The sequence below is a fragment of the Blautia sp. MSJ-36 genome (assembly GCF_018917985.1).
Lineage (GTDB): Bacteria > Bacillota > Clostridia > Lachnospirales > Lachnospiraceae > Blautia_A.
The window spans coordinates 1-20,273 of the sequence record NZ_JAHLPQ010000029.1; the positions used below are offsets into that span (position 1 = coordinate 1).

Annotated in this window: 19 protein-coding genes; 17 read left to right on the forward strand and 2 right to left on the reverse strand. The window is 38.6% G+C overall.

Annotated features, from left to right (window positions below; genetic code table 11):
* Positions 1-695: 695 nt before the first annotated feature.
* From KQI39_RS14555 to KQI39_RS14565, 3 genes are read left to right on the forward strand one after another with little or no spacing between them, the layout of a single operon-like run.
* Positions 696-980: a hypothetical protein gene (locus tag KQI39_RS14555; RefSeq protein ID WP_216419207.1), complete on the forward strand. Its 285-nt coding sequence runs from the start codon at positions 696-698 to the stop codon at positions 978-980.
* Positions 977-1,705, forward strand: a complete 729-nt coding sequence (locus KQI39_RS14560) for a TatD family hydrolase (protein ID WP_216419208.1) — start codon at positions 977-979, stop codon at positions 1,703-1,705. The genes KQI39_RS14555 and KQI39_RS14560 overlap by 4 nt, the downstream gene beginning before the upstream one ends.
* A gap of 30 nt (positions 1,706-1,735) precedes the next feature.
* Positions 1,736-3,202 carry an RNA-binding domain-containing protein gene (locus tag KQI39_RS14565; protein ID WP_173906617.1) on the forward strand — a complete coding sequence of 489 codons (1,467 nt, stop codon included), beginning with the start codon at positions 1,736-1,738 and terminating at the stop codon, positions 3,200-3,202.
* Positions 3,203-3,351: 149 nt separating this feature from the next.
* Here the strand turns inward: KQI39_RS14565 and KQI39_RS14570 are convergent, their stop codons facing one another.
* On the reverse strand, positions 3,352-3,927 hold the full coding sequence (locus KQI39_RS14570; RefSeq protein ID WP_118359279.1) for a helix-turn-helix domain-containing protein: 576 nt from the start codon (positions 3,925-3,927) through the stop codon (positions 3,352-3,354).
* A gap of 645 nt (positions 3,928-4,572) precedes the next feature.
* Between KQI39_RS14570 and KQI39_RS14575 the strand changes: the two genes are divergently transcribed.
* The 11 genes from KQI39_RS14575 (at position 4,573) to KQI39_RS14625 (ending at position 16,739) form a co-directional block, all read left to right on the forward strand.
* Positions 4,573-4,818, forward strand: a complete 246-nt coding sequence (locus KQI39_RS14575; RefSeq protein WP_216419209.1) for a hypothetical protein — start codon at positions 4,573-4,575, stop codon at positions 4,816-4,818.
* Between the two features lie 129 nt (positions 4,819-4,947).
* A complete protein-coding gene (locus tag KQI39_RS14580) occupies positions 4,948-6,621 on the forward strand; it encodes a recombinase family protein (protein ID WP_216419211.1) in 1,674 nt (557 codons plus the stop codon).
* On the forward strand, positions 6,622-8,277 hold the full coding sequence (locus KQI39_RS14585; protein WP_216419213.1) for a recombinase family protein: 1,656 nt from the start codon (positions 6,622-6,624) through the stop codon (positions 8,275-8,277).
* The gene (locus KQI39_RS14590; RefSeq protein ID WP_216419215.1) at positions 8,270-9,844 is read left to right on the forward strand and encodes a recombinase family protein; all 1,575 of its coding nucleotides are present in this window, start codon (positions 8,270-8,272) and stop codon (positions 9,842-9,844) included. The genes KQI39_RS14585 and KQI39_RS14590 overlap by 8 nt, the downstream gene beginning before the upstream one ends.
* A 73-nt stretch (positions 9,845-9,917) precedes the next feature.
* A complete protein-coding gene (locus KQI39_RS14595; RefSeq protein ID WP_216419217.1) occupies positions 9,918-11,261 on the forward strand; it encodes an AAA family ATPase in 1,344 nt (447 codons plus the stop codon).
* A gap of 10 nt (positions 11,262-11,271) precedes the next feature.
* Positions 11,272-11,892: a hypothetical protein gene (locus KQI39_RS14600; RefSeq protein WP_216419218.1), complete on the forward strand. Its 621-nt coding sequence runs from the start codon at positions 11,272-11,274 to the stop codon at positions 11,890-11,892.
* 248 nt (positions 11,893-12,140) lie between these two features.
* Positions 12,141-12,272, forward strand: a complete 132-nt coding sequence (locus KQI39_RS14605; RefSeq protein ID WP_118071794.1) for a helix-turn-helix domain-containing protein — start codon at positions 12,141-12,143, stop codon at positions 12,270-12,272.
* A gap of 24 nt (positions 12,273-12,296) precedes the next feature.
* The gene (locus KQI39_RS14610; protein WP_118061855.1) at positions 12,297-13,265 is read left to right on the forward strand and encodes an alpha/beta hydrolase; all 969 of its coding nucleotides are present in this window, start codon (positions 12,297-12,299) and stop codon (positions 13,263-13,265) included.
* Positions 13,266-13,504: 239 nt separating this feature from the next.
* Complete coding sequence (locus tag KQI39_RS14615; protein ID WP_216419220.1) at positions 13,505-14,893, forward strand: condensation domain-containing protein; 1,389 nt, start codon at positions 13,505-13,507, stop codon at positions 14,891-14,893.
* A 27-nt stretch (positions 14,894-14,920) separates the two neighbouring features.
* Positions 14,921-15,151, forward strand: a complete 231-nt coding sequence (locus KQI39_RS14620) for an acyl carrier protein (RefSeq protein WP_117688436.1) — start codon at positions 14,921-14,923, stop codon at positions 15,149-15,151.
* 43 nt (positions 15,152-15,194) lie between these two features.
* Positions 15,195-16,739, forward strand: coding sequence for an AMP-dependent synthetase/ligase (locus tag KQI39_RS14625; protein WP_216419222.1), 1,545 nt, complete (start codon positions 15,195-15,197; stop codon positions 16,737-16,739).
* Positions 16,740-16,801: 62 nt separating this feature from the next.
* On the opposite strand, the gene KQI39_RS14630 is transcribed toward KQI39_RS14625, so the two are convergent.
* The gene (locus tag KQI39_RS14630) at positions 16,802-17,380 is read right to left on the reverse strand and encodes a TetR/AcrR family transcriptional regulator (RefSeq protein ID WP_118061857.1); all 579 of its coding nucleotides are present in this window, start codon (positions 17,378-17,380) and stop codon (positions 16,802-16,804) included.
* Between the two features lie 98 nt (positions 17,381-17,478).
* Here KQI39_RS14630 and KQI39_RS14635 point away from each other — a divergent pair, with 98 nt between their 5' ends.
* The 3 genes from KQI39_RS14635 to KQI39_RS14645 all read left to right on the forward strand — a co-directional run bounded on the left by KQI39_RS14635 (position 17,479) and on the right by KQI39_RS14645 (position 20,243).
* Positions 17,479-17,793, forward strand: coding sequence for a hypothetical protein (locus tag KQI39_RS14635; RefSeq protein ID WP_216419223.1), 315 nt, complete (start codon positions 17,479-17,481; stop codon positions 17,791-17,793).
* A 386-nt stretch (positions 17,794-18,179) separates the two neighbouring features.
* Complete coding sequence (locus KQI39_RS14640; protein WP_216419226.1) at positions 18,180-19,028, forward strand: hypothetical protein; 849 nt, start codon at positions 18,180-18,182, stop codon at positions 19,026-19,028.
* Between the two features lie 66 nt (positions 19,029-19,094).
* A complete protein-coding gene (locus tag KQI39_RS14645; RefSeq protein WP_216419229.1) occupies positions 19,095-20,243 on the forward strand; it encodes a DUF4428 domain-containing protein in 1,149 nt (382 codons plus the stop codon).
* Positions 20,244-20,273 lie beyond the last annotated feature (30 nt).

Consider the following 20,273-nt stretch of genomic DNA (forward strand, 5'->3'; position numbering starts at 1 on the left):
AGAACTCAAACGACTGGTAGAAAACTCCAACGAATAATCAATTATATGTGAATTGTCAAGGTACTCCGACTGCTGAAAAGTAGTCGGATATTTTTCTGGTAATACCTGAAAATTAAGCGCTTACTAATGAATATCCTAAACTTGCCAAAAGACAGAGGTTATTTACAAGTACTTTTCAGAACTTTTATCCAGAACAATCTGTTAAATTTATTAGTTTTACGGCGAATTCTAGGGCTCCTATTAGCGAAAAAGAAGGCGGTTTAAAGGGAAGCGAAAATACCTCTCGAGGAAGATCACTATTATTTTTATGTGCAGCACTTAGTATAGCTGGTATTTTAGGAAGAAATGTTCCGGTATATATTCCTGAAAATGGATTTATAGGACTTAATATTCCGTTGACGGGAGGAAGAAAAGGAACATGTAGTACACGTACCACTCATCCGTACTTTTTGCGACAATTTAACGACGTCTTAAAGCAAGTAGGAATACAAAATACTATTATAAATTTTTTTGCTTATAATACTAAAAGAGAGATTGTACAGCAGGTTAAAGATACCAATGCATTTAAAAGTTGTTATGCAGATACGATTTCATGTTCACATCCTTGTTTAGCACGGTACAATAAAAATGGTTCAAAAGAATATCCTATAAATTGTGGATATTGTTATCCCTGTTTGATTCGTAAGAGTTCACTTTTGGATATAGACGAGATAAAAAAATATTCCTATAAGGGAGAAGCTTATGAGTTCCTTATGGCATATGAAGAAAGTGAAAAAAGTGCTGATTTAAGAGCAGTACTTGGAAGTATTTATCGTTGCAAACATTCTTCAGATAAAGAATTAAAAAGAGATATTAGGTGTGTCGGAGAATTAACAGAAGAGGAAGTTGGAAAATTTTTAGTTTTATATAAGAAAAGTATAGATGATTTGGTACAATTATTTTCTGGAGATCAGAGGATGAAGGAGTATCTTGGGGTATGATTCAACATCTTATTGATACACACTTCCATTTGGATCATTACAAGGATCATCAGGAAATATATGCTGGAATTAATGAAAAAAAACAATATACATTGTGTATGACGAACTCACCTGGAGTCTATATGTCTTGCAAACGCATGTATCCAGAAACAAAATACTTGAAATTTGCACTTGGTTTCCATCCACAGGAGACATCATTAAATGATACAGATTTTTATAGTTTTATACAATTAATCAATGAAACCAATTATGTAGGAGAAGTTGGACTTGATTTCTCAAAAAAAAGTTATATTTCGTGTAATAAACAATGTATATATTTTGAGAAAATTGCAAAAGTGTGTGCAGAAAAGAATAAATTGATGTCTGTGCATCTTAGAAGAGCGGAAAAAGAAGCAATATCTATTTTAAAAGAGTATCGTCCTCGTAGGTGTATTATTCATTGGTTTAATGGGAGCAGAGAGCAATTGCAACAATTACTGGATATAGGCTGCTATTTTTCGCTCAATTCTAATATGGTAACAAATGAAAAAAGCAAAGAAAAATTGTATTTGATACCAAAAACAAGAATACTGATTGAAAGTGATGGACCGTTCACAAAGATTGATGGGAAAAAGTACACATTTAATAATTTGATAAAAATATATGAGTTAGTTGCACGGTATTATAATGAACCAGACATTATTAAGATTGTTCATGATAATTTTCGAGATGTTCTTTCAAAATGATGTTTAATTGCAAAGTTAGAGGGTGATTTTATGGCAATACGATCAGTAGAATATCTGCAAAGTCTTGTGCGAGAGCTTGCAAAGCTTCCGGACGAGACGGAGTGGGTAGAATTTAAATGTAATAACAAGCAACCGCAGATGATTGGCGAATATATTTCTGCTCTCAGTAATTCAGCTGCGTTGTGCGAACGACCGAAAGCATATTTAGTTTGGGGCGTGGATGACACAACACATAAAATTGTTGGAACTGAATTTCAGTATCGTAAAATGAAAAAGGGAAATGAGGAATTGGAAGCATGGCTTTCCAGAATGCTTTCACCAAGAATTAATTTCCGATTTTTTGAGGTCCCGATGGATGAAGGAATGGTTGTGCTGATGGAGATTCCTTGTGCAGAAAAACAGCCGGTACAGTTCGCTGGTGGGGAATTTATAAGAATTGGAACGAACAAAAAGAATTTAAAAGAGTATCCTGACAAAGAAAGAGAATTATGGAGAACATTCGATTCTACACCATATGAACTTCGAATTGCGATGGGAAATTTAGATGAAGATGAAATGGTGTTATTATTGGATTACTCAAAGTATTATGATAAACTGGAAATGCCAATTCCGAGAAATCGGGATAAAGTATTGGAAGATTTACAGCATGAAAAGTTCATAAAGAGAAATGATGCTGGTACATGGGATATCACAAATATGGGAGCATTGATGATCGCAAAGGATTTGAAGAAATTTGAATCTTTGCATAGAAGAACTGTGAGGGTGATATGGTATAAGGAGAATTCCAGACTGGATGCTATCAGAGAAAAAGAGTTCTGTGCGGGCTATGCATTTTCGCATGAAGAAATCGTGCAGTATATTATGACAATTATTCCGCAGGAAGAGGTTATTGTAGAAGCAACAAGGAAATCTGTTGTCAGTTTCCCGGAAATTGCTATCCGTGAGTTGTTGGCAAATGCTATGATACATCAGGATCTGCAGCAAAGAGGTACAAATCCGATGGTAGAAGTGTTTAAAAATCGAATTGAATTTTCAAATGCTGGTGCACCCCTGGTAGCAATTGAAAGAATTGTAGATTCGGTGCCGGTGTCCAGAAATGAAAATATTGCCGGATTTATGCATAAATGTGGTATCTGTGAGGAACGTGGCAGTGGATATGATAAGATTGTTGAAGCAACCGGCAAAAATGAATTACTTGCACCGAGGATTGAAAATCAAAACAATCAATTTACAAAAGCAATATTGTTTGCGAAAGTACCGTTTGAATTAACCACGAAAGAAGATCGGATGCGTACTTGTTATATGCAGGCATGTCTGGCATATGTCAATTTTGAGGGGATTTCTAACTCAGATATTCGAAAAATATTTGGATTAGGAGAAAAAGAGAAAGCGAAAGCATCTCGACTTCTTACCAGTGCTGTTGACGGAGGCTATATTAAAGTAATGGATCCGGATACTGCACCAAGGTATAAAAAGTATATTCCATATTGGGCATAATTTAAGTTTCGCTAAGTTTCACTTATATAGGTGTCTGAGGAAAATTTAATAGAAAAAACATGAAAAAGGCACTGAAAACCCCTGAATTATTGGTTTTACAGTGCCTTCTCTTTGACTAACGAGAAAAAACATAATAAATTTAAGTTTTGCTAAGTTTCACTAAGTTCAGCATTAACAGATCGCCACTGCCTTTTCGGCTCAAATTTTCCACACCCATCACAGGTCTGCGGCCAGTTGATTTTCCACTCAAAATACTCATCTCTGGTAATCTCACCGGATTTCAGTTCTTCTTTTCTGAGAACCCATTCTTTCATAAAATCATTGAGAACTCCATAATTGAACCACATACCAACAGGTGGATGAGCAGGCCAGTTGTCAGAGTTATGGTAACGGACTGCGGTATCTTCGCTGGAATTGCATTTCTCTCCGGGATAAGTTTCTAACTGAAAGAGATTGATAGCTGCCGGATTAAATTCATCAATCCAGAACAGGATTTCCATAAGTTCAGAAGCATCCATAGTAGTAGGTTCATGCAGTGCCAGTGGATTTACGTCCAGAATCTTAGCCATTTCAGTTACCAGATCTTTACGGGGAACCCTGTAATTCGTTTCGTATTGGGCAAGGCGGTTTGCACCTTTATCGCCCCAGCCGAGGGCAGCTCCAAGTTCTGCCTGTGTCATATTCCGGAATGTCCGGATTTTTTTTATTTTATCACCGATTGTCATACCAAATTTCCAACTTTCTTTTTGATAAATCCATTTTACTACCAAAAACAAGGAATGTAAACAGAAAGATTCGCATTGAAGCGAACAAAACGCTTGACATTCGCATGAAAGCGAATTAAAATAGCGGTACAATAAAGGTTCGCATGAAAGCGAATGTACGGATGAGGATAAATACATTTTGCAAATTATTGCAAAATTAGGTTGGTAAAATCATTCTGTCAGGCTTTATTAGTGAGAGGATTTTTTTGAAGAGAACAACATTTTTGTGTTTCTAGGATGTAATAAGTGAAAGGATATTCAAAAAACTCTCTTTTGTACCTTGAAAACTGCATGAGCTGTATAATCTGATTCCACAGATGCCATAACCCTGTAAATGATTTTACTGGCGAGCGTCGAAGATACTCCGGAAACGGCTGGTAAGTTTGCGAAGAAGCTGCCAGCATTCAGAAATATTCTGATAGAGGTTGGACGTAACGCTGACAACAGATTATACGAATGGAAGCCAACACGCCGAACAGAATATGCAATGCCATAGTAATAGATAAAATTTGAGAACAAAATGCGAAAGGTAAGGTGATGTGATTGAGAAAATTGTAGGTATAGGACGACTTATACAAAGAATATGTTGGAAAAGAGGTGAGCATCATGGTGAATCAGTCAGTAATAGATTCCAGTGTTAATCTGGAGCAGTTAAAGGACATTGAAGATTTAATTCCTGATATGGATAAAGCTATTTTTGAAAAAGTGGAAACTTTTCTGGATAAATCTGGCGATCAGCCGTATGCTCACATGAATGAAGGGTATGTGGTAGTCGTGGAAATGACAGGAGAAATGGATGCTACAGATGCGATCAGTGATTATCTAAGAAAAAGAACGGAGTTGATGTATTAGATGCAAGTCTTGAAAAAATATCTTGCGAAGCTACAGATGTTATGTTAATGTGAAGTCAGGGAAAATGAACGTGATACATGGTTTCTGACTTCAAATTCAATGGAATAAGTAAGTTGGGAGCGATGTAAAATGGAACAGATGCAAATGAATATGACAGATATGTACGATGCTGCATTGTATCTTCGGTTATCGAAAGATGATATGGAAGAGGGCGGTGCGAAGTCAGAGAGCAACAGCATTGCAAATCAGAGAGAGTTACTTCGGAGCTTTGTAAAAAGCCAGCCGGATATTCAGATCTTTGATATATATGTGGATGACGGATACTCAGGAGGAAATTTTGACCGACCTGAGTTTAAACGAATGACAACTGATATAGAAGCTGGAAAAGTAAACTGTGTGATTGTAAAAGACTTATCCAGATTCGGAAGAGAGTATATAGAAGCCGGGCGATGGATCGAAAAGACCTACCCGGCTTTAAATGTGCGTTTTATTTCAGTTACAGACCAGTTCGACAGTAAAACAGCAGATTTTTCAGAGAAGTCATTTGTAGTTCCAATTAAAAATTTTGTAAATGAAAGTTATTGCCGGGACATTTCTGGTAAAGTACGGAGCCATCAGAAAATCAAACGTGAAAAAGGTGAATTCATTGGAGCGTTTGCCCCGTATGGTTACTGCAAAGCTCCGGAGAATAAGAACTGTCTGGTGATTGATTCTTATGCAGCGGATATTGTAAGAAAAATATTTTCATGGAAAATTGATGGGTTCAGTCTTGGAGCAATCGCAGAAAAATTGAATGTACGTCATGTGCAGTCACCAAAAGAATATAAAAAGGCCAATGGTGAAAATTACAATTCCGGATTCCATAGTTCAGACACACCGAAATGGTCAGCAGTGCAGATAAAAAGGATTCTGACCAACGAGGTCTACATTGGAAACATGGTACAGGGTAAGCAGGAACGAATCAGCTATAAGGTAAAGCAACGTCTGGATAGGCCAGAATCAGAGTGGGTGAAAGTAGAAAATACGCATTCGGCGATTATCCGGCAGAATGATTTTGATGTGGTGCAAAAGTTACTTCAGTATGATGGCAGAGCATCGAAAACATCGGACAGTGCAAACCTTTTTTCGGGTTTTGTATTTTGTGGAGATTGCCATACACCGATGATACGCAGGGTAAATCAATATAAGGGGAAGAAAAAAGCCTTTTATATTTGCCAGACAAAAAATAAAGGTGGAGATTGCACTAGACATAGTATTCCGGAAGAGGTGCTGAAAAGAATTGTATTGAAAGAGATTCAGGCATATACGGCACTTTTTATAGACTATCAGATGATTATGGAAGAACTTTGTGAGATGCAAGTCAGTTACGATCAGGTAATTGGTTATGATACACAGATTAGCAAATTGAAGGAAGAATATAACCGCTATTACAGCCTGAAAGTATCTTTGGGTGATGACTTGAAAGAGGGATTGATCAGCAAAGAGGAGTTCGATGATTTTCGGGAAAGTTACGGAAGAAAATGTGAAGAACTGGAGCAGATGATTGAAAACCAGAAAAAACTGGTAAAGCAAATGTTTGAGGATGGAGTGTCTGCAATTGTTCAATTGGAGGACTGGAAGAAATCACTGGAAATCAAAGAACTGGATCGCACATTGCTGGCACTGACCGTAGATAAAATTTATATTTATGAAAATAAGCAAATTAAAATTCACATCCGTTATCAGGATATGATTGAGAAAATGAAAGTCATAAGACGGTTTTATGCGGAACACCGGACAGAGTGCAGGAAAGAGGCGAGATAAATGGCAAGGACAGCAAAAAGATATAAGAAAAACACAGAGAAGAAAGTTTCTGGTATTCCGGTATGTATGGCTGCAGTTTATGCCAGATTATCCGTAGATAGTGATGAAAAAAAGTCAGAATCTATTGAAACACAGGTTACGCTGATAAAAGAATTCATTCAGAAGCACAATGAAAATCCAGACAGAGAGTATGAGATTGCTGTATATGATATTTATTCTGATTTGGGAAAAACCGGAACAAATTTTGACAGACCGGGATTTGAACGGATGATGAATGATGTCAGGGCAGGTAAAATAAATGGTATTCTGGTAAAGGATTTCTCACGATTTGGAAGAAATTATATCGAAACCGGAAATTATTTGGAAAAGATCCTCCCTTTTATGAAAGTGCGGTTTGTTTCTGTATGTGACAACTATGACTCCTATGCACCTGATGCCAAGAATCAGGAATTATCCATGAATATCAAGAATCTGGTGAATGATGCTTATGCGAAAGACATTTCTGCAAAAGAACGGGCAGCGAAACGTATTGCACAGAAAAATGGTGAGTATGTGGGATCTACAGCTCCATATGGATATTGTGTGGAAAAGATAAATGGAATTTATAAGTTGATGGTGGAAGCGGAAGCTGCAAAGATTGTCCGCAGGATTTTTGAAGAATATGCTTCGGGAGATGGTATACAGAGCATTATTGACAGGCTGTTTGAGGATAGGGTACATCGGATTTCAGATTATAACCAATATCATCATGTGTACTGTCAGGACGGAGAGAACCTTCATCAGTGGGGAAATTCTTCGATACGTGCAGTGCTGAACCGGAATAATTATTATGGAGATCTGGTTCAGAGAAAATATGAATCCAGATTTCAAAGAGGTGAAAAATGGTGTGATATACTGGATGAAAGCCAGTGGATTATTACGCCAAATGCCCATGAGCCGATTATCAGCCGAGAACTGTTTGACAAAGCACAAGTCAGGTTAAAAGCAGCACAACAGAAAACAACAAAAACTACGGCAGGATGGGAAGAGGATGAAAGAGCATTTTATAATGTATTCTATTGTGGAGACTGCAAGCGGAAAATGTGTACACGCAGATACAGAGGCAATGTGTATTATTTTTGCAACGCTGCTCAGTATCGGGATGAAAGGAAATGTAGTCATAAATCTATCTCTGAAGAAAAATTGCAGAAAATTGTCCGCTCGGAGCTGACCAGACAGTTTCAGTTATCTGGCTTACGGAAAAAGGATATGTCTGCTATAAGCAGTGCGGTATTTCTTTCCAAAATCAAAGAAGTTCAAACAGAAATCAGAAAATTGGATGTAGATATGGAAAAACGTTCAGAAAAACTGGCACAGGCATTTATGCAATATAAAGAGGGGGAACTTTCCAAAGAAGCCTATATAGAAATGAAAGATGACCGTAATAGCTGGAAAGAGTTCTGCGAAGAGAGAAAGAAGTTTTTAGAGCAAACCATACGAAAGCTGGAAAAACAGCAGAAAGAAGAAGCCAGATTTTTACGAAGTCTGCTGGAATTGGATGGGACAACCAGAATCAATGCGGAACTTGCAGAGGGCTTGGTTGAAAGTATGTATCTGTATGGTGATGGCAGACTGGAAATTAATTTCGGGTTTAAGGGGGCGGTAGAACATGAGTGATCAGAAACTGATTATTGGATATTACCGTCTTTCCATGGAAGATGACTCAGAGGGAGAAAGTAACAGCATTATTAATCAGAGAAAACTGGTAAAAGATTATATTTCCAATATTCCGGAACTGGATTCTATGCCATTTCAGGAGTTCTACGACGATGGATATTCTGGTTCTAGTATGGAGCGTCCAGCAATTAAGCAGGTTTTGGAGCTTGCCAGAGAGAACAAAGTGCAGTGCATTGTGGTAAAAGATTTTTCACGTTTTGCCAGAAACTATATTGAGATGGGAACTTATCTGGAGCAGATTTTTCCATTTCTGGGAGTACGATTCATTTCTATTTCAGACCGATATGATTCTAAAGATTATAAAGGAAAGAGTTCAGACATCGAAGTACAGTTTAAAGGATTGATCGCAGACTTCTATGTGAAAGATCAGTCTGTAAAGGTAAAGGCAGCAGTCAGCACCAGACGGGGAAAAGGTGAGTATTGTTGTGGTTCTGCACCTTATGGGTATCGAATCAATCCAGAAAATAAGAAAGAACTGGTGATTGTAGAGGACGAAGCGGAAGTGATTCGCAGAGTATTTGAACTGACCAATCAGCGATATTCCAAGATGGAGATTTGTAAGTTATTCAATGAAGAGGGGGTATTGACTCCCTTGCAGTCTATGAGCAGACGACAGAAATCAGACAGCAAGAAAGCTACATCAAGAGGATTGCAGTGGACGAGTGATATGATACGGAAGATTGTGGATGATAAGACTTATATAGGCTGTATGGTCTATGGAAAGACAAAGATTCCAGAACCAGGGACAGGGAAAGAAGTATCAGTGCCAAGAAATCAGTGGAAAGTGATGGAAAATCACCATGAGCCGATTGTATCAAAAGACATCTTTGAGAAAGCACAGTCCCTGCAGATCAGATACACTAAAAAAAGCAAATTTGACAGGGAGATAACACTATTAGGTGGCTATGTGAAGTGTGGAAATTGTCATAGAAGTCTGACTTCAAGCAGTCCGGTTCATGGTCATATTCTTTATAGCTGTGCTTACAGTAAAGGAAAAGAAGATACAGGGTGTTTTGCCGGGAAAGCGGATAACAAAATGCTAGAGCATATCGTACTGGCAGAAATAAAGGCATATTTACGCCAGAATATCAGCCAGGAACAGATGCAGCAATCTATGAGAAAACAGCATGAGGACAGTATAGAAGCCTATAAGACGGAAAGTGCAGACTGTGAAAAACGTCAGGAGCAGATAAAGATTCAGAACCGCCAGAACTATGAGAAGTATCATGAGGGACAGATGAATCAGAAACAGTTCATGGAAGCAAAGAAGCAGTTGGAAGAAGAAAGAGAACGACTGCAGAAACGTGTACAGGAACTGGATGAACTGATAAACGGAGAGAAAGAAATTCTGATGAAAAAAAATGTTCCGGTGGAGCAGATGTTGAAGTATTTAGGCTATGAGAAGTTGACACGAGAAATGCTGGAAGAATATGTGCAGGGAATATATGTGTATGATGACGGGAGAGTGGAGGTGGAGTGGAAATTTAGTAAAGATATTGCAAAGTAGTAGTAGTATTTATTATAATGAAGGAAATGATTAGGTTTGTTGAAAGAGTATATGTAGAAGGTATAGGTGGAATATGCAAAAAATAGAAATTAAATATTTGGGACCAGTACAAGAACTGGAAATGGATATAAAAGATTTTAATTTACTTATAGGTGAACAAGCTACAGGAAAAAGTACTGTGGCAAAAGCTATATATTTTTTTAGAATCATAAAATCTACTTTGACGGACTATTTGTGTCAAGTGTACGATACAGCATTATACAATGGCAATGATGTTAGTGATGGGTTTAATAAAGTGTTAAAGAAAGAGTTAAAATCAATTTTCATTTCTTTATTTGGATATAGTTGGGATTTAGATAAACGATTATATTTAAAATATGAATATGCATCGGGGATATGGATTGATGTAAAATTGAATAAAAACGGAAAACGAAAATATATAAGTGTTCGTTATTCGCCTAAATTAACACAAACGCTAAAAGACTTAGAAAAAGAAGCATTAGAACTTTTCGAGCAAAAGCCAGAAACCACAATTATTAGTTTGGCATATGCAAGTAAGGAAAGACTTCGCAATTATGATAATTTTAAAAACAGTGTAAATAAGATTTTTGATGATTATAAAGAAACCTACTATATCCCTGCTGGACGTAGTATGCTGACTTTATTAGTCAACAATAGATCGTTATTAGAAAATGATAATTTGGATTTGATAACAAGGCAATTTATGCAGGTTATTGATAATATTCATAGAGTTTTTGAGGATGGAATTAGAAATGTTCATAAACGCTATCCTGACGGCGAACGAAGATTTGATGTAACTAAAACAGCGGAAATGTTAATTTCAGATTTGAAAGGCGATTATCTTTATAATGCAGGAAAAGAATATATTGTTGTTGAGGATGAAGGGGAACATAGTGAAAAAATACCAATTAATTTCGCATCATCTGGTCAGCAAGAGGTTTTATGGTTACTTAATCAACTGTATATTTTAATGTTAAAAAAGGAAAAAGCATTTGTAATTATTGAAGAACCAGAAGCACATTTGTATCCAAGCTTACAAAGTAAGGTAGTGGAATTTATTTCATATTTTGCGAATATTAACAATAGCTCAATCTTGATTACAACACACAGTCCGTATATTTTAACATCGGTCAACACGTTGTATTGTGCTGGGAAGGTGATTGAGAAGAATTCTACGTATTCAAAAAAAGTATATGACATAATTGATAGTAATTGCGAGATTGATCCACAAAAAGTTACAGCATTAAAAATCAATAAAGATAAAAGTATTTTAAACTTAATTAATGAGGAACTTCAAGAATTAAATACGGAAATGATTGATGAAATTTCTGACAGCGTAAATGAAAAATATATGGAATTATATTATTTGCTAATGTCAGAAAATGATGTGCTGTAAGGAGAAGCAAATGGCGAAAAAAAATAAATACAAGGAAAATAAGAAAAAGGAGCCAAATAAATTAGCATTAGGAAAATATACGGATAATTTTGAGTGCTTAAAAAATGGAGAAAAAAGAACGCTAAAAGATTCAAAGTCTGATAAAAATTCAATTATGCCAATAGAGGTTTGTGATGAAGAAGTATATTTGACAGAGCCAGATGGAAAATTGATACCTAATATACAAGATCAACAAAAGTGTGATTTTTTAATATATTGTCAAAAGGTATTGCAAACATGTTTTATAGAACTTAAAGGTGCAAATATATCTGTTAAAGAGGGCTATAATCCGTATGACCAAATTATTGACACAATTAAGTTCTTGAAAAAAGATGATGACTTAAAAGTGATAGTTGCGAATAATATTGAAAAGCATGCTTTTATTGTTTCTCCTGGACGACAAAAAATACCTAAAGGTATAGAAACAAAAGAAAGAGCATTATGGCAGCAGCTTATACAAAGTGGAGACAATAAAAGAAAAATACTGGAGCTTATTCATTATGTTAAGGTAACAAAGTCCGATAGATATAGTAATAATGGGCAAGTAATTTGTTCGCCTAAATCACCGGTACAAATACCTTTTCAGAATTAGGAATAATTCTAGCAATGACGTAACATCCTCCCCACCAACTTTGTGACAATTATATAACGTCCTCTATACAGAGATATGCGGTTTTAAGCCATTTTCGTGGCAAAAAAGCCGCATATTTTTTGTAGCAATGACTTGACATCCTCGGGACGACTCTGTTTGGAAAGTAGTCTGCCAGATTAAAATATTGTATTTATAGAAAAATATGCTATGATATATACACCATGTGTGTATGTAGAGGCAGAATAAATATGGAAATAAAAGAATTACGCGAAAGCACAGGAATGAACAGAAAAGAATTTTGTGAGTACTTTGAAATTCCCTACAGAATTGTAACAGAATGGGAAAGGGGAACAAGAAAAATGCCAGGATTCTTATTCTAAAATGTGGACTGCGGGGAAATCGTGATGAAGAAAAAATTAATTAAGCCATTTGCAATACTGCTGGCTGTCTTTCTGGGATCACTGGAGGTGGGATGGCGTTTTTTTAATATGGTGGTCTGCTGCAAAAGAGGAGAGCACAAAAAGGAAAGAAAGAAATGGTTTGAACTGTCTCATATCAGGGAGAATCATCCCAGGAATGGTTATGCAAGAGAATATAATGAGAGTAAGGCCTGGTGCCTTGAACAGAAGATGCAGAACTGTTATATCAAAAGCATTGACGGATTAAAACTGCATGCATTATACCTGCCGACAGAATATGCAAAACGGATTGTCATATTAAGCCATGGATATCGTGGCAGCCGTTTTGGCACATTGTCATTCATGGCAAAATATCTGCATGAACATCAGTGTGATGTCCTGTTTATAGAACATCGCTGCTGCGGCGACAGCGAGGGAAAATATATTACCTTTGGAGCAAAAGAACAATGGGATGTGCAGCAATGGGCAGTCTATGTATCTGAACGAAACAAAGAGAAGCTTCCAATTTATCTGTATGGACAGTCCATGGGGGCGGCTGCTGTACTGATGGCAGCAGGACATACACTCCCGGCGGAGGTAAAAGGCCTGATCGCGGACTGTGGTTTTCAGTCTATGGAAGGACAGATGCGTGATATGGCAGCTAACTGGTTCCATTTGCATCATATTCCACTGCTTCTGATGGAACTGGACTGGTTCTGTTCTCTTCTGGCAGGATTTCATATGAAAGATGCAGATACTGCCGAAGCTATGAAAAAAAATACAAGACCGGTTCTCTTTTTCCATGGAGAAAAGGACACCTATGTGTATCCGAATAACTCTTTTCAGAATTATATGCTCTGCAGGGCAGAGAAGGAACTGGTGATCATACCGGGAGCACGGCATCTGTGCAGTGCCTATGTGGATCCGGAACTGTATCAGCGCAAGATGATGGAATTCTTTGAGAAATACGATTAAACGGACATAAAAAATCCTGACCGGGATTTATCAGACATAGTACATAGCAGAAATACACCTTTGAACTGTTATGTTAAATGTATGATAAGTCCCGGTCATTTTTTTGTAAAGTGTTCATTAAGTCCTGGGGGTACTGGTATTTCCTGAGAAGATATGATATTTTTTCACCTGAAGCATATATACAATGTTTTCTGTCTCGGATAAAGAAGAAAAACGGGACAATGGAGGTTATCTATTATATGAGAAATTATTATCCTTTGACGGCAGCTCAGAAGATGCATCATAACTGGATCATGGATTATGGTACACAGCAGGTATCCGGTGTAAGTGTTGTGGCTTCTGTACAGGCAGAACTGGATTTTGGATTATTAAAAAAATGTATTCAGATGGAAACAGAGCGTTCAGGCTGTACCAGAGTCCGTTTTACAAAGCCGGATAAAGATGGAAATGTAAAACAGTATATAGAGAAGCAGGATTCGCGAGATATTGAGCTGAGGGATCTGTCGGGAATGGAAAGTCTGGCAAAGGCAGATGAGCTGATGCAGCAGTGGGCTTATGAAACATTTGACGGAGATAATATCCCGATGTGTGAATTTATTATGTTGAAGCTTCCGGAAGGATACAATGGTTTCTTTTTACATATGGATCACAGACTGATCGATTCCTGTGGGCTTGTAGTTATGATTGAAGACCTGTTCCAATTATATACGCATTACAGATATGGAACAGCCTGCCCACAGGAACTGGTTGATTTTGAGACGGTCCTGAAAAAAGATCTTGCAAAAGCGGGCAATGAAAAGCGTTTTGCAAAAGACAAAAAATTCTGGGATGACCAGCTGGATGCACTGGGTGAGCCGTTATATTCTGATATACAGGGACCGTCTGTACTGGAGGGAGCAAGAAAACGTCATGGAGATCCAAAGCTTCGTGCTTCTGATATTGAAATGAACGAGCTGTTTGTTGCAGTAAAGGATTATCATCTGGAACCGTATGCGACACAGAACCTGATGGATTTCTGTATGAATCATCAACTTTCCATGACGAATCTGCTTCTGCTTGGTATTCGTACTTATCTGTCAAAAGTAAATAACGGACAGGAAGATATTACGATCCAGAATTTTATATCCAGACGTTCTACCCATGACGAATGGACTTCAGGGGGAAGCAGAACCATTATGTTTCCGTGCAGAACAGTGATCTCACCGGAGACAGATTTTCTTTCGGCAGCTTATGAAATCCAGAATATGCAGAATCGAATTTATATGCACAGCAATTACGATCCGGCACTTATCGTGGATGAGATGAGAAAGAGATACCATACACCGGAGCATACCAGCTATGAAAGCTGCTATCTGACCTATCAGCCAATGCCGGTGAAGGTGGAGAATGAAATGCTTGAGACTGTTCGTCAGCATGCCAAATGGTTTGCAAATGGTGCCGCAACCAAAAAAATGTATCTGACCGTATCTCATACTGAGGATGGCGGCATGAACTTCTCCTATCATTATCAGACTGCTCATCTGGAAGAGCATGACATGGAACTGCTTTATTATTATATGATGCGTATTCTTTTTAAGGGGATCGCAGAGCCGGATATGAGCATCGGAGAGATTATGGAACAGGTATAGAAATCAAAAATACGAGGAGGAAATGGAATGAATCAGGAAATGGAATTTAAAAATATTGTAGCGCAGTACAGCAAAGTGAAACCGGAGGAGATGACGGGGAAAATGAGATTCCGTGAGGATCTGGGATTCACTTCTCTGGATTTCATGTCTTTTCTGGGAGAGCTTGAGGATACCTTTGACATTGAACTTGAGGAAACCGAAGTGACCCAAATTACAACTCTTGAAGAGGCGCTTAAGCTTCTGGAGGAGCTTCAGTAAGAATGAAGCTGTTGTCCGCAGAAAAGTGAAGGAGGAGAAAAACATGCTGATCAGGGATATATTAGAAGAAAGTGTACAGAAATTTGGCGAAGTCAAAGCAGTAAAATGGCTTAACAGGAAAGAAGTTCTGGAGAGAAGTTACAGCGAAATATTGAGAAACGTGATTTCCACCAGAAAAGGACTTCTTGCAGAAGACTTTGCAGGAAAGCATATTGCATTGATCGGAACCAGTTCTGTAGAATGGATCGAAAGTTATCTGGGAATTATTACAGGATGTATTACAGCGGTGCCGCTGGACGCAGCACTCCCATGTGAAGAACTGATCGATCTGATAAACCGATCCGATTCTGAAGCACTCTTCTTAAGTCCGAAACACAGACCTTATCTGGAAGCGTTCCTTGCAAACTGTCCGAAACTCCAGAAAGTATGGATGCTTCAGGAAGAGGTGGAGGATGTACCTTCAGGCGTGTACAGTATCAATGAGCTGAGAAACACAGGAATTAACGCATCAGCAGATGCTTCCTGCCCGTCAGCAGAAGATATTGCGACGATTATCTTTACGTCCGGAACGACAGGAAAGAGCAAAGGGGTTATGCTGACACAGAATAATCTGGCATCTAATGTTGAGGCAGTTAAGATTTCAGCAGAACCCGGAACTGCCATGCTCAGTGTACTTCCAATCCATCATGCATTCTGTCTTGTCATGGACTGGCTGAAAGGTTTTTCTCAGGGAGCAACTATCTGTATTAATGACTCTCTGCTTCATATGGTCAGAAATATGAGCATTTTTAAACCCGATATCATGCTCATGGTTCCGATGATGATTGAAACAATTTATAAGAGACTGGCAGCAGCTGATCCACAAATCCCGAAGGCAGTTCTTGCAGAAAAAGTTTTCGGTGGAAAACTGCAGACGATTTTTACCGGTGGCGCACATCTGGATCCGTACTATATTGATCGTTTTGCAGAGTATGGTGTTCAGATTCTGGAAGGATATGGCATGTCGGAATGTTCTCCTGTTATCAGTAATAATACGCCGGAAAATCATAAGCCGGGTTCTATTGGAAGACCACTTGAGAATGTGGAGATAAGATTTGAAAATGGTGAGATTCTGGTAAAAGGCACAAGTGTTATGAAAGGGTATTATCAGATGCCGGACGAGACAGCTGAAACACTGAAAGATGGCTGGCTGCATACTGGCGACAAGGGTTATATGGATGAAGATGGATATCTCTTTATTAATGGCCGGGTGAAAAATCTGATCATTCTATCCAATGGAGAAAATGTATCTCCGGAAGAAATCGAGAACAAGCTTGCACTGAATCCGCTTGTGGGTGAAGTTATTGTAACAGGTGAGGACAATGGTCTTACAGCCCGAATTTATCCGGAACAGGCAGTTGTGGAGGCAAAGGCACTGGATACGGAGATGATTCGTTCACAGCTTCAGGAATTTCTGGATGAATACAATAAAAATCAGCCGACCTACCGTCGTATTACAGGTCTGGTGATCCGGAAAAATCCGTTTATACGCAGCACGATAAAGAAAATCAGGAGACAGGATGTCCTGATCGATGAGCCACAGGCATAATAAAAACCCGTTTGAGTGAATTGCTCAGACGGGTTTTGTTATGCTGTTTATATGCAGGACACTCAGGATAAAAGAGGCAGCATGCCAGACAGGAAAATCTGAGTCAGAATTCCTGCAATTACTTCTGGTGCAAGATCAAAATTATCCCTTGTCCATTTGTGAAGGACACCGATCGTACTGCCGATCGCACAGGTGATCACGTAAGATATTTCCTCTTTTGTATGTCTGCCGGGTCTGGCACTGGAGGTAGTAGCGGTGACATAGTGATGAAGCATAGTCAGCATTTTTTCGAATAGATCATTCCCGTGAGGTGTACTCAGAAGACTGGAAAGAAAAGGATTTTCCATTGTATAGCGGCAGATCGTCAAAAAATAGGACTGACAGATATCGCGGTCATTTTCAGGATGAAATTTTTCCATTATGGAGAAAACATCATGGATCGTCTTTTCTTCAACAGCAGATACAAGAGAGGGGATGTCCTGATAATGATTATAAAAAGTGCTTCTCGCGATACCAGCTGTTTTTGTGATATCGGATACAGTGATCTGGTCAGGAGTTTTTTTCTTTATTAGTTTAAAAAAAGCGCCCAGGATGGCTTCATCTGCCACAGAATATCTTTCGTCAGGAACTGGATTTTGCATAGTCGCTTCCCTCCCATAGCTTATCAGCATTCTTGAATAAAGTATAACACAAATCCATTTCTTTATATAGTAAAGAAAAAGCGGAATGTGAAAAGCGATTGGAGCAAATAAAAACTCAGAACCTTCAGTGGTATGAAGAATATCGAAATGGGGAAATTACTCGAGATCAGTTCGCTTCAACCAAAACTCAACTGGAAAAAGAGAAACTAAATTTACAGAAACGTATTCAAGAAGTTGAAAATCTAATCGGTGATGAGAAAGAAATATTGTTGAAGAAAAACATACCGGTTGATCAGATGATTGAATTTATGGGATTTGAAAAGTTGACACCGGAAGTGCTTCAAAAATATGTAAAAGCCATTTATATGCATGATGATGGAAGGATAGAGATGTGTTGGAAAGAATTGAAATAATAGATTTTGTAGTCTTTATACAACATCCACTATATGAAAGTCTATAGCATTTATATAACGTCCACCCCTGTATTTTTGTAACCTTAATGAAACGTCCTCTGTATGAAAACAACGGTTTTATGGGAAAAAAACGCAAAAAAAATAGTAAAAACTTTGTGGTTTTTACTTGACATCCTCGGGACGGTTGTGTCTGGCAGAGAGTATCCCATACGGCATATCCTGAACATATAGAAACGGACAGGATTTTCAGATACGAGCCTTATGATCCTGACATTAATATGAAGATGAGCTCAGTTACTGTCAGAGATGCTAGTGCAAATGGCGAAGCATTCACGCATAATATAGATAAACAAAAACACAAATATAAAAAGGAAGGAGATGTTTCTATGAGTAAAAAAATGAAATTGTGGATGGCAGGGACTGTAGGAGTCTTAATGGCAGGATTTATGAGTGTGAATGTTTATGCACTTGAAGAGAAGGACGTTATCGGAACATGGTATGTAAATGAGCTTTCTATGGGTGAAGGAGTCTCATTTCATCCGGGAGCAATGGGAATGGAAGTGACCGTGGATATTAAGGAAGACGGTAAGATGGAAACAACAAGCTCTGCTTATGGGGAAGAGCCTGAGGTAGATGAATCAGAATGGAAAATCGAAAATGATAAAATTCTGATGACTTATAATGAGAAAACAGAAGAATGTGAGTATGCTGACGGTAAGATAACCCTGACGTCAGATGGAATGACAATGCTCCTGAGTCAGGAAAAGGAAGAGTATGAACCTTACGTACCGGGTAAACCGGTAGAAGCTCCAAAGATGGAGGATTTTGAGGGAGAGTGGAACTGTATTCTGATGGATGCATTTGGAATGCAGATGCCGGTTAATGCTGACCTGACAGGTTTTGAGATGATGCTGTCTGTCAAAGCCGGAAAGGCGGAAATTACCTTAATAGAGAACGGAGAAGAAACCAAAGTAGAGCTTCAGGGCGATGTGGAAGGAAACGCACTGGTATTAAAGACTGTAAAGGAAGAGGCGGCAGGAACTATGTTTTTCAGTCTTGATAATATGAAGTTCAATTTACTGGATGATGGAAAACTGTGCTTTGCAGCAGAAGATGATGCGGCAGAGGACGATGCAGCGGAATCTGAAGACAGCGAAGAATCGGAAGATTCTGAAACAGATGAGGATATTTTCTCTGTAAAGACATATTTTGAAAAAATAGTCGCTGCAGAATAGTGTGTGATACTGCTGTACAGAAATAGTGTGACAGCATGGGAACTCAGAGAAAAAGGAGGATTGGGTATGGGTTTATTTGATAAGAAGATCTGTGATATCTGCGGAGAGAAAATAGGATTATTGGGCAACAGAAAATTGGATGACGGAAATCTGTGTAAGGATTGTGCAAAAAAATTGTCACCATGGTTTGAAGACCGACGACACAGTACGGTGGAGGATATCAAACGTCAACTGGAATATCGTGAAAAAAACAAAAAAGCCGTAATGGATTTTTGTATAACCCGTCAGATCAATACTAGAAATTATAATGTTTTTATTGATGATAATAAGGGGAATTTTACTGTTGCACGGAAGCTGGATGTCAATGAAAATCCGGACATAGTTCCTTTATCCGCTGTTGTGCAGTGCAGAGTTGATGTAGAGCGACAGCAGAACGAGGAAACATATACAACAAAGGATGGAGAAACCGTAAGCTATCAGCCACCGGTATATAAGTATGAATTTGATTATACTATGCGTATTAAAGTAAAAACTCCGTGGTTTGATGATATGGATTTTCGTCTGAATACTTTTTCCATAAGCAGCGATAACAGAGGCGAATTGATGGAAGTGGAGCAGACAGGTCATCAGATCATAGCCGCTCTGACACCAAATGCGGCTGGAATGCAGCAGCCCGGAATGAACATGAACAGTGGAATGCAGCAGCCCGGGATGAACATGAACAGTGGAATGCAGCAGCCTGGGATGAATATGAACAACGGAATGCAGCAATCTGGAATGCAGATGAATAACGGAATGCAGCAGTCCGGGATGTACATGAACAATGGAATGCAGCAGCCTGGGATGAATATGAACAACGGAATGCAGCAATCTGGAATGCAGATGAACAACGGAATGCAGCAGTCCGGGATGTACATGAACAATGGAATGCAACAGCCCGGAATGAACATGAATAGTGGAATGCAGCAGTCCGGGATGAATATGAACAACGGAATGCAGCAGCCTGGAATGCAGGAGTCTGGGATGAATATGAACAATGGAATGCAGCAGCCCGGAATGCAGATGAACAACGGAATGCAGCAGCCTGGGATGCAGATGAACAATGGAATACAGCAACCCGGAATGCAGCAGCCCGGCGGTTTGTGGAAATGTCAGTGCGGTGCAGAGAATACCGGAAGGTTCTGTGAATACTGTGGCCAGCCAAGACCATTTTGAGTGATGATAGACAGAGTGGACGGAATTGTT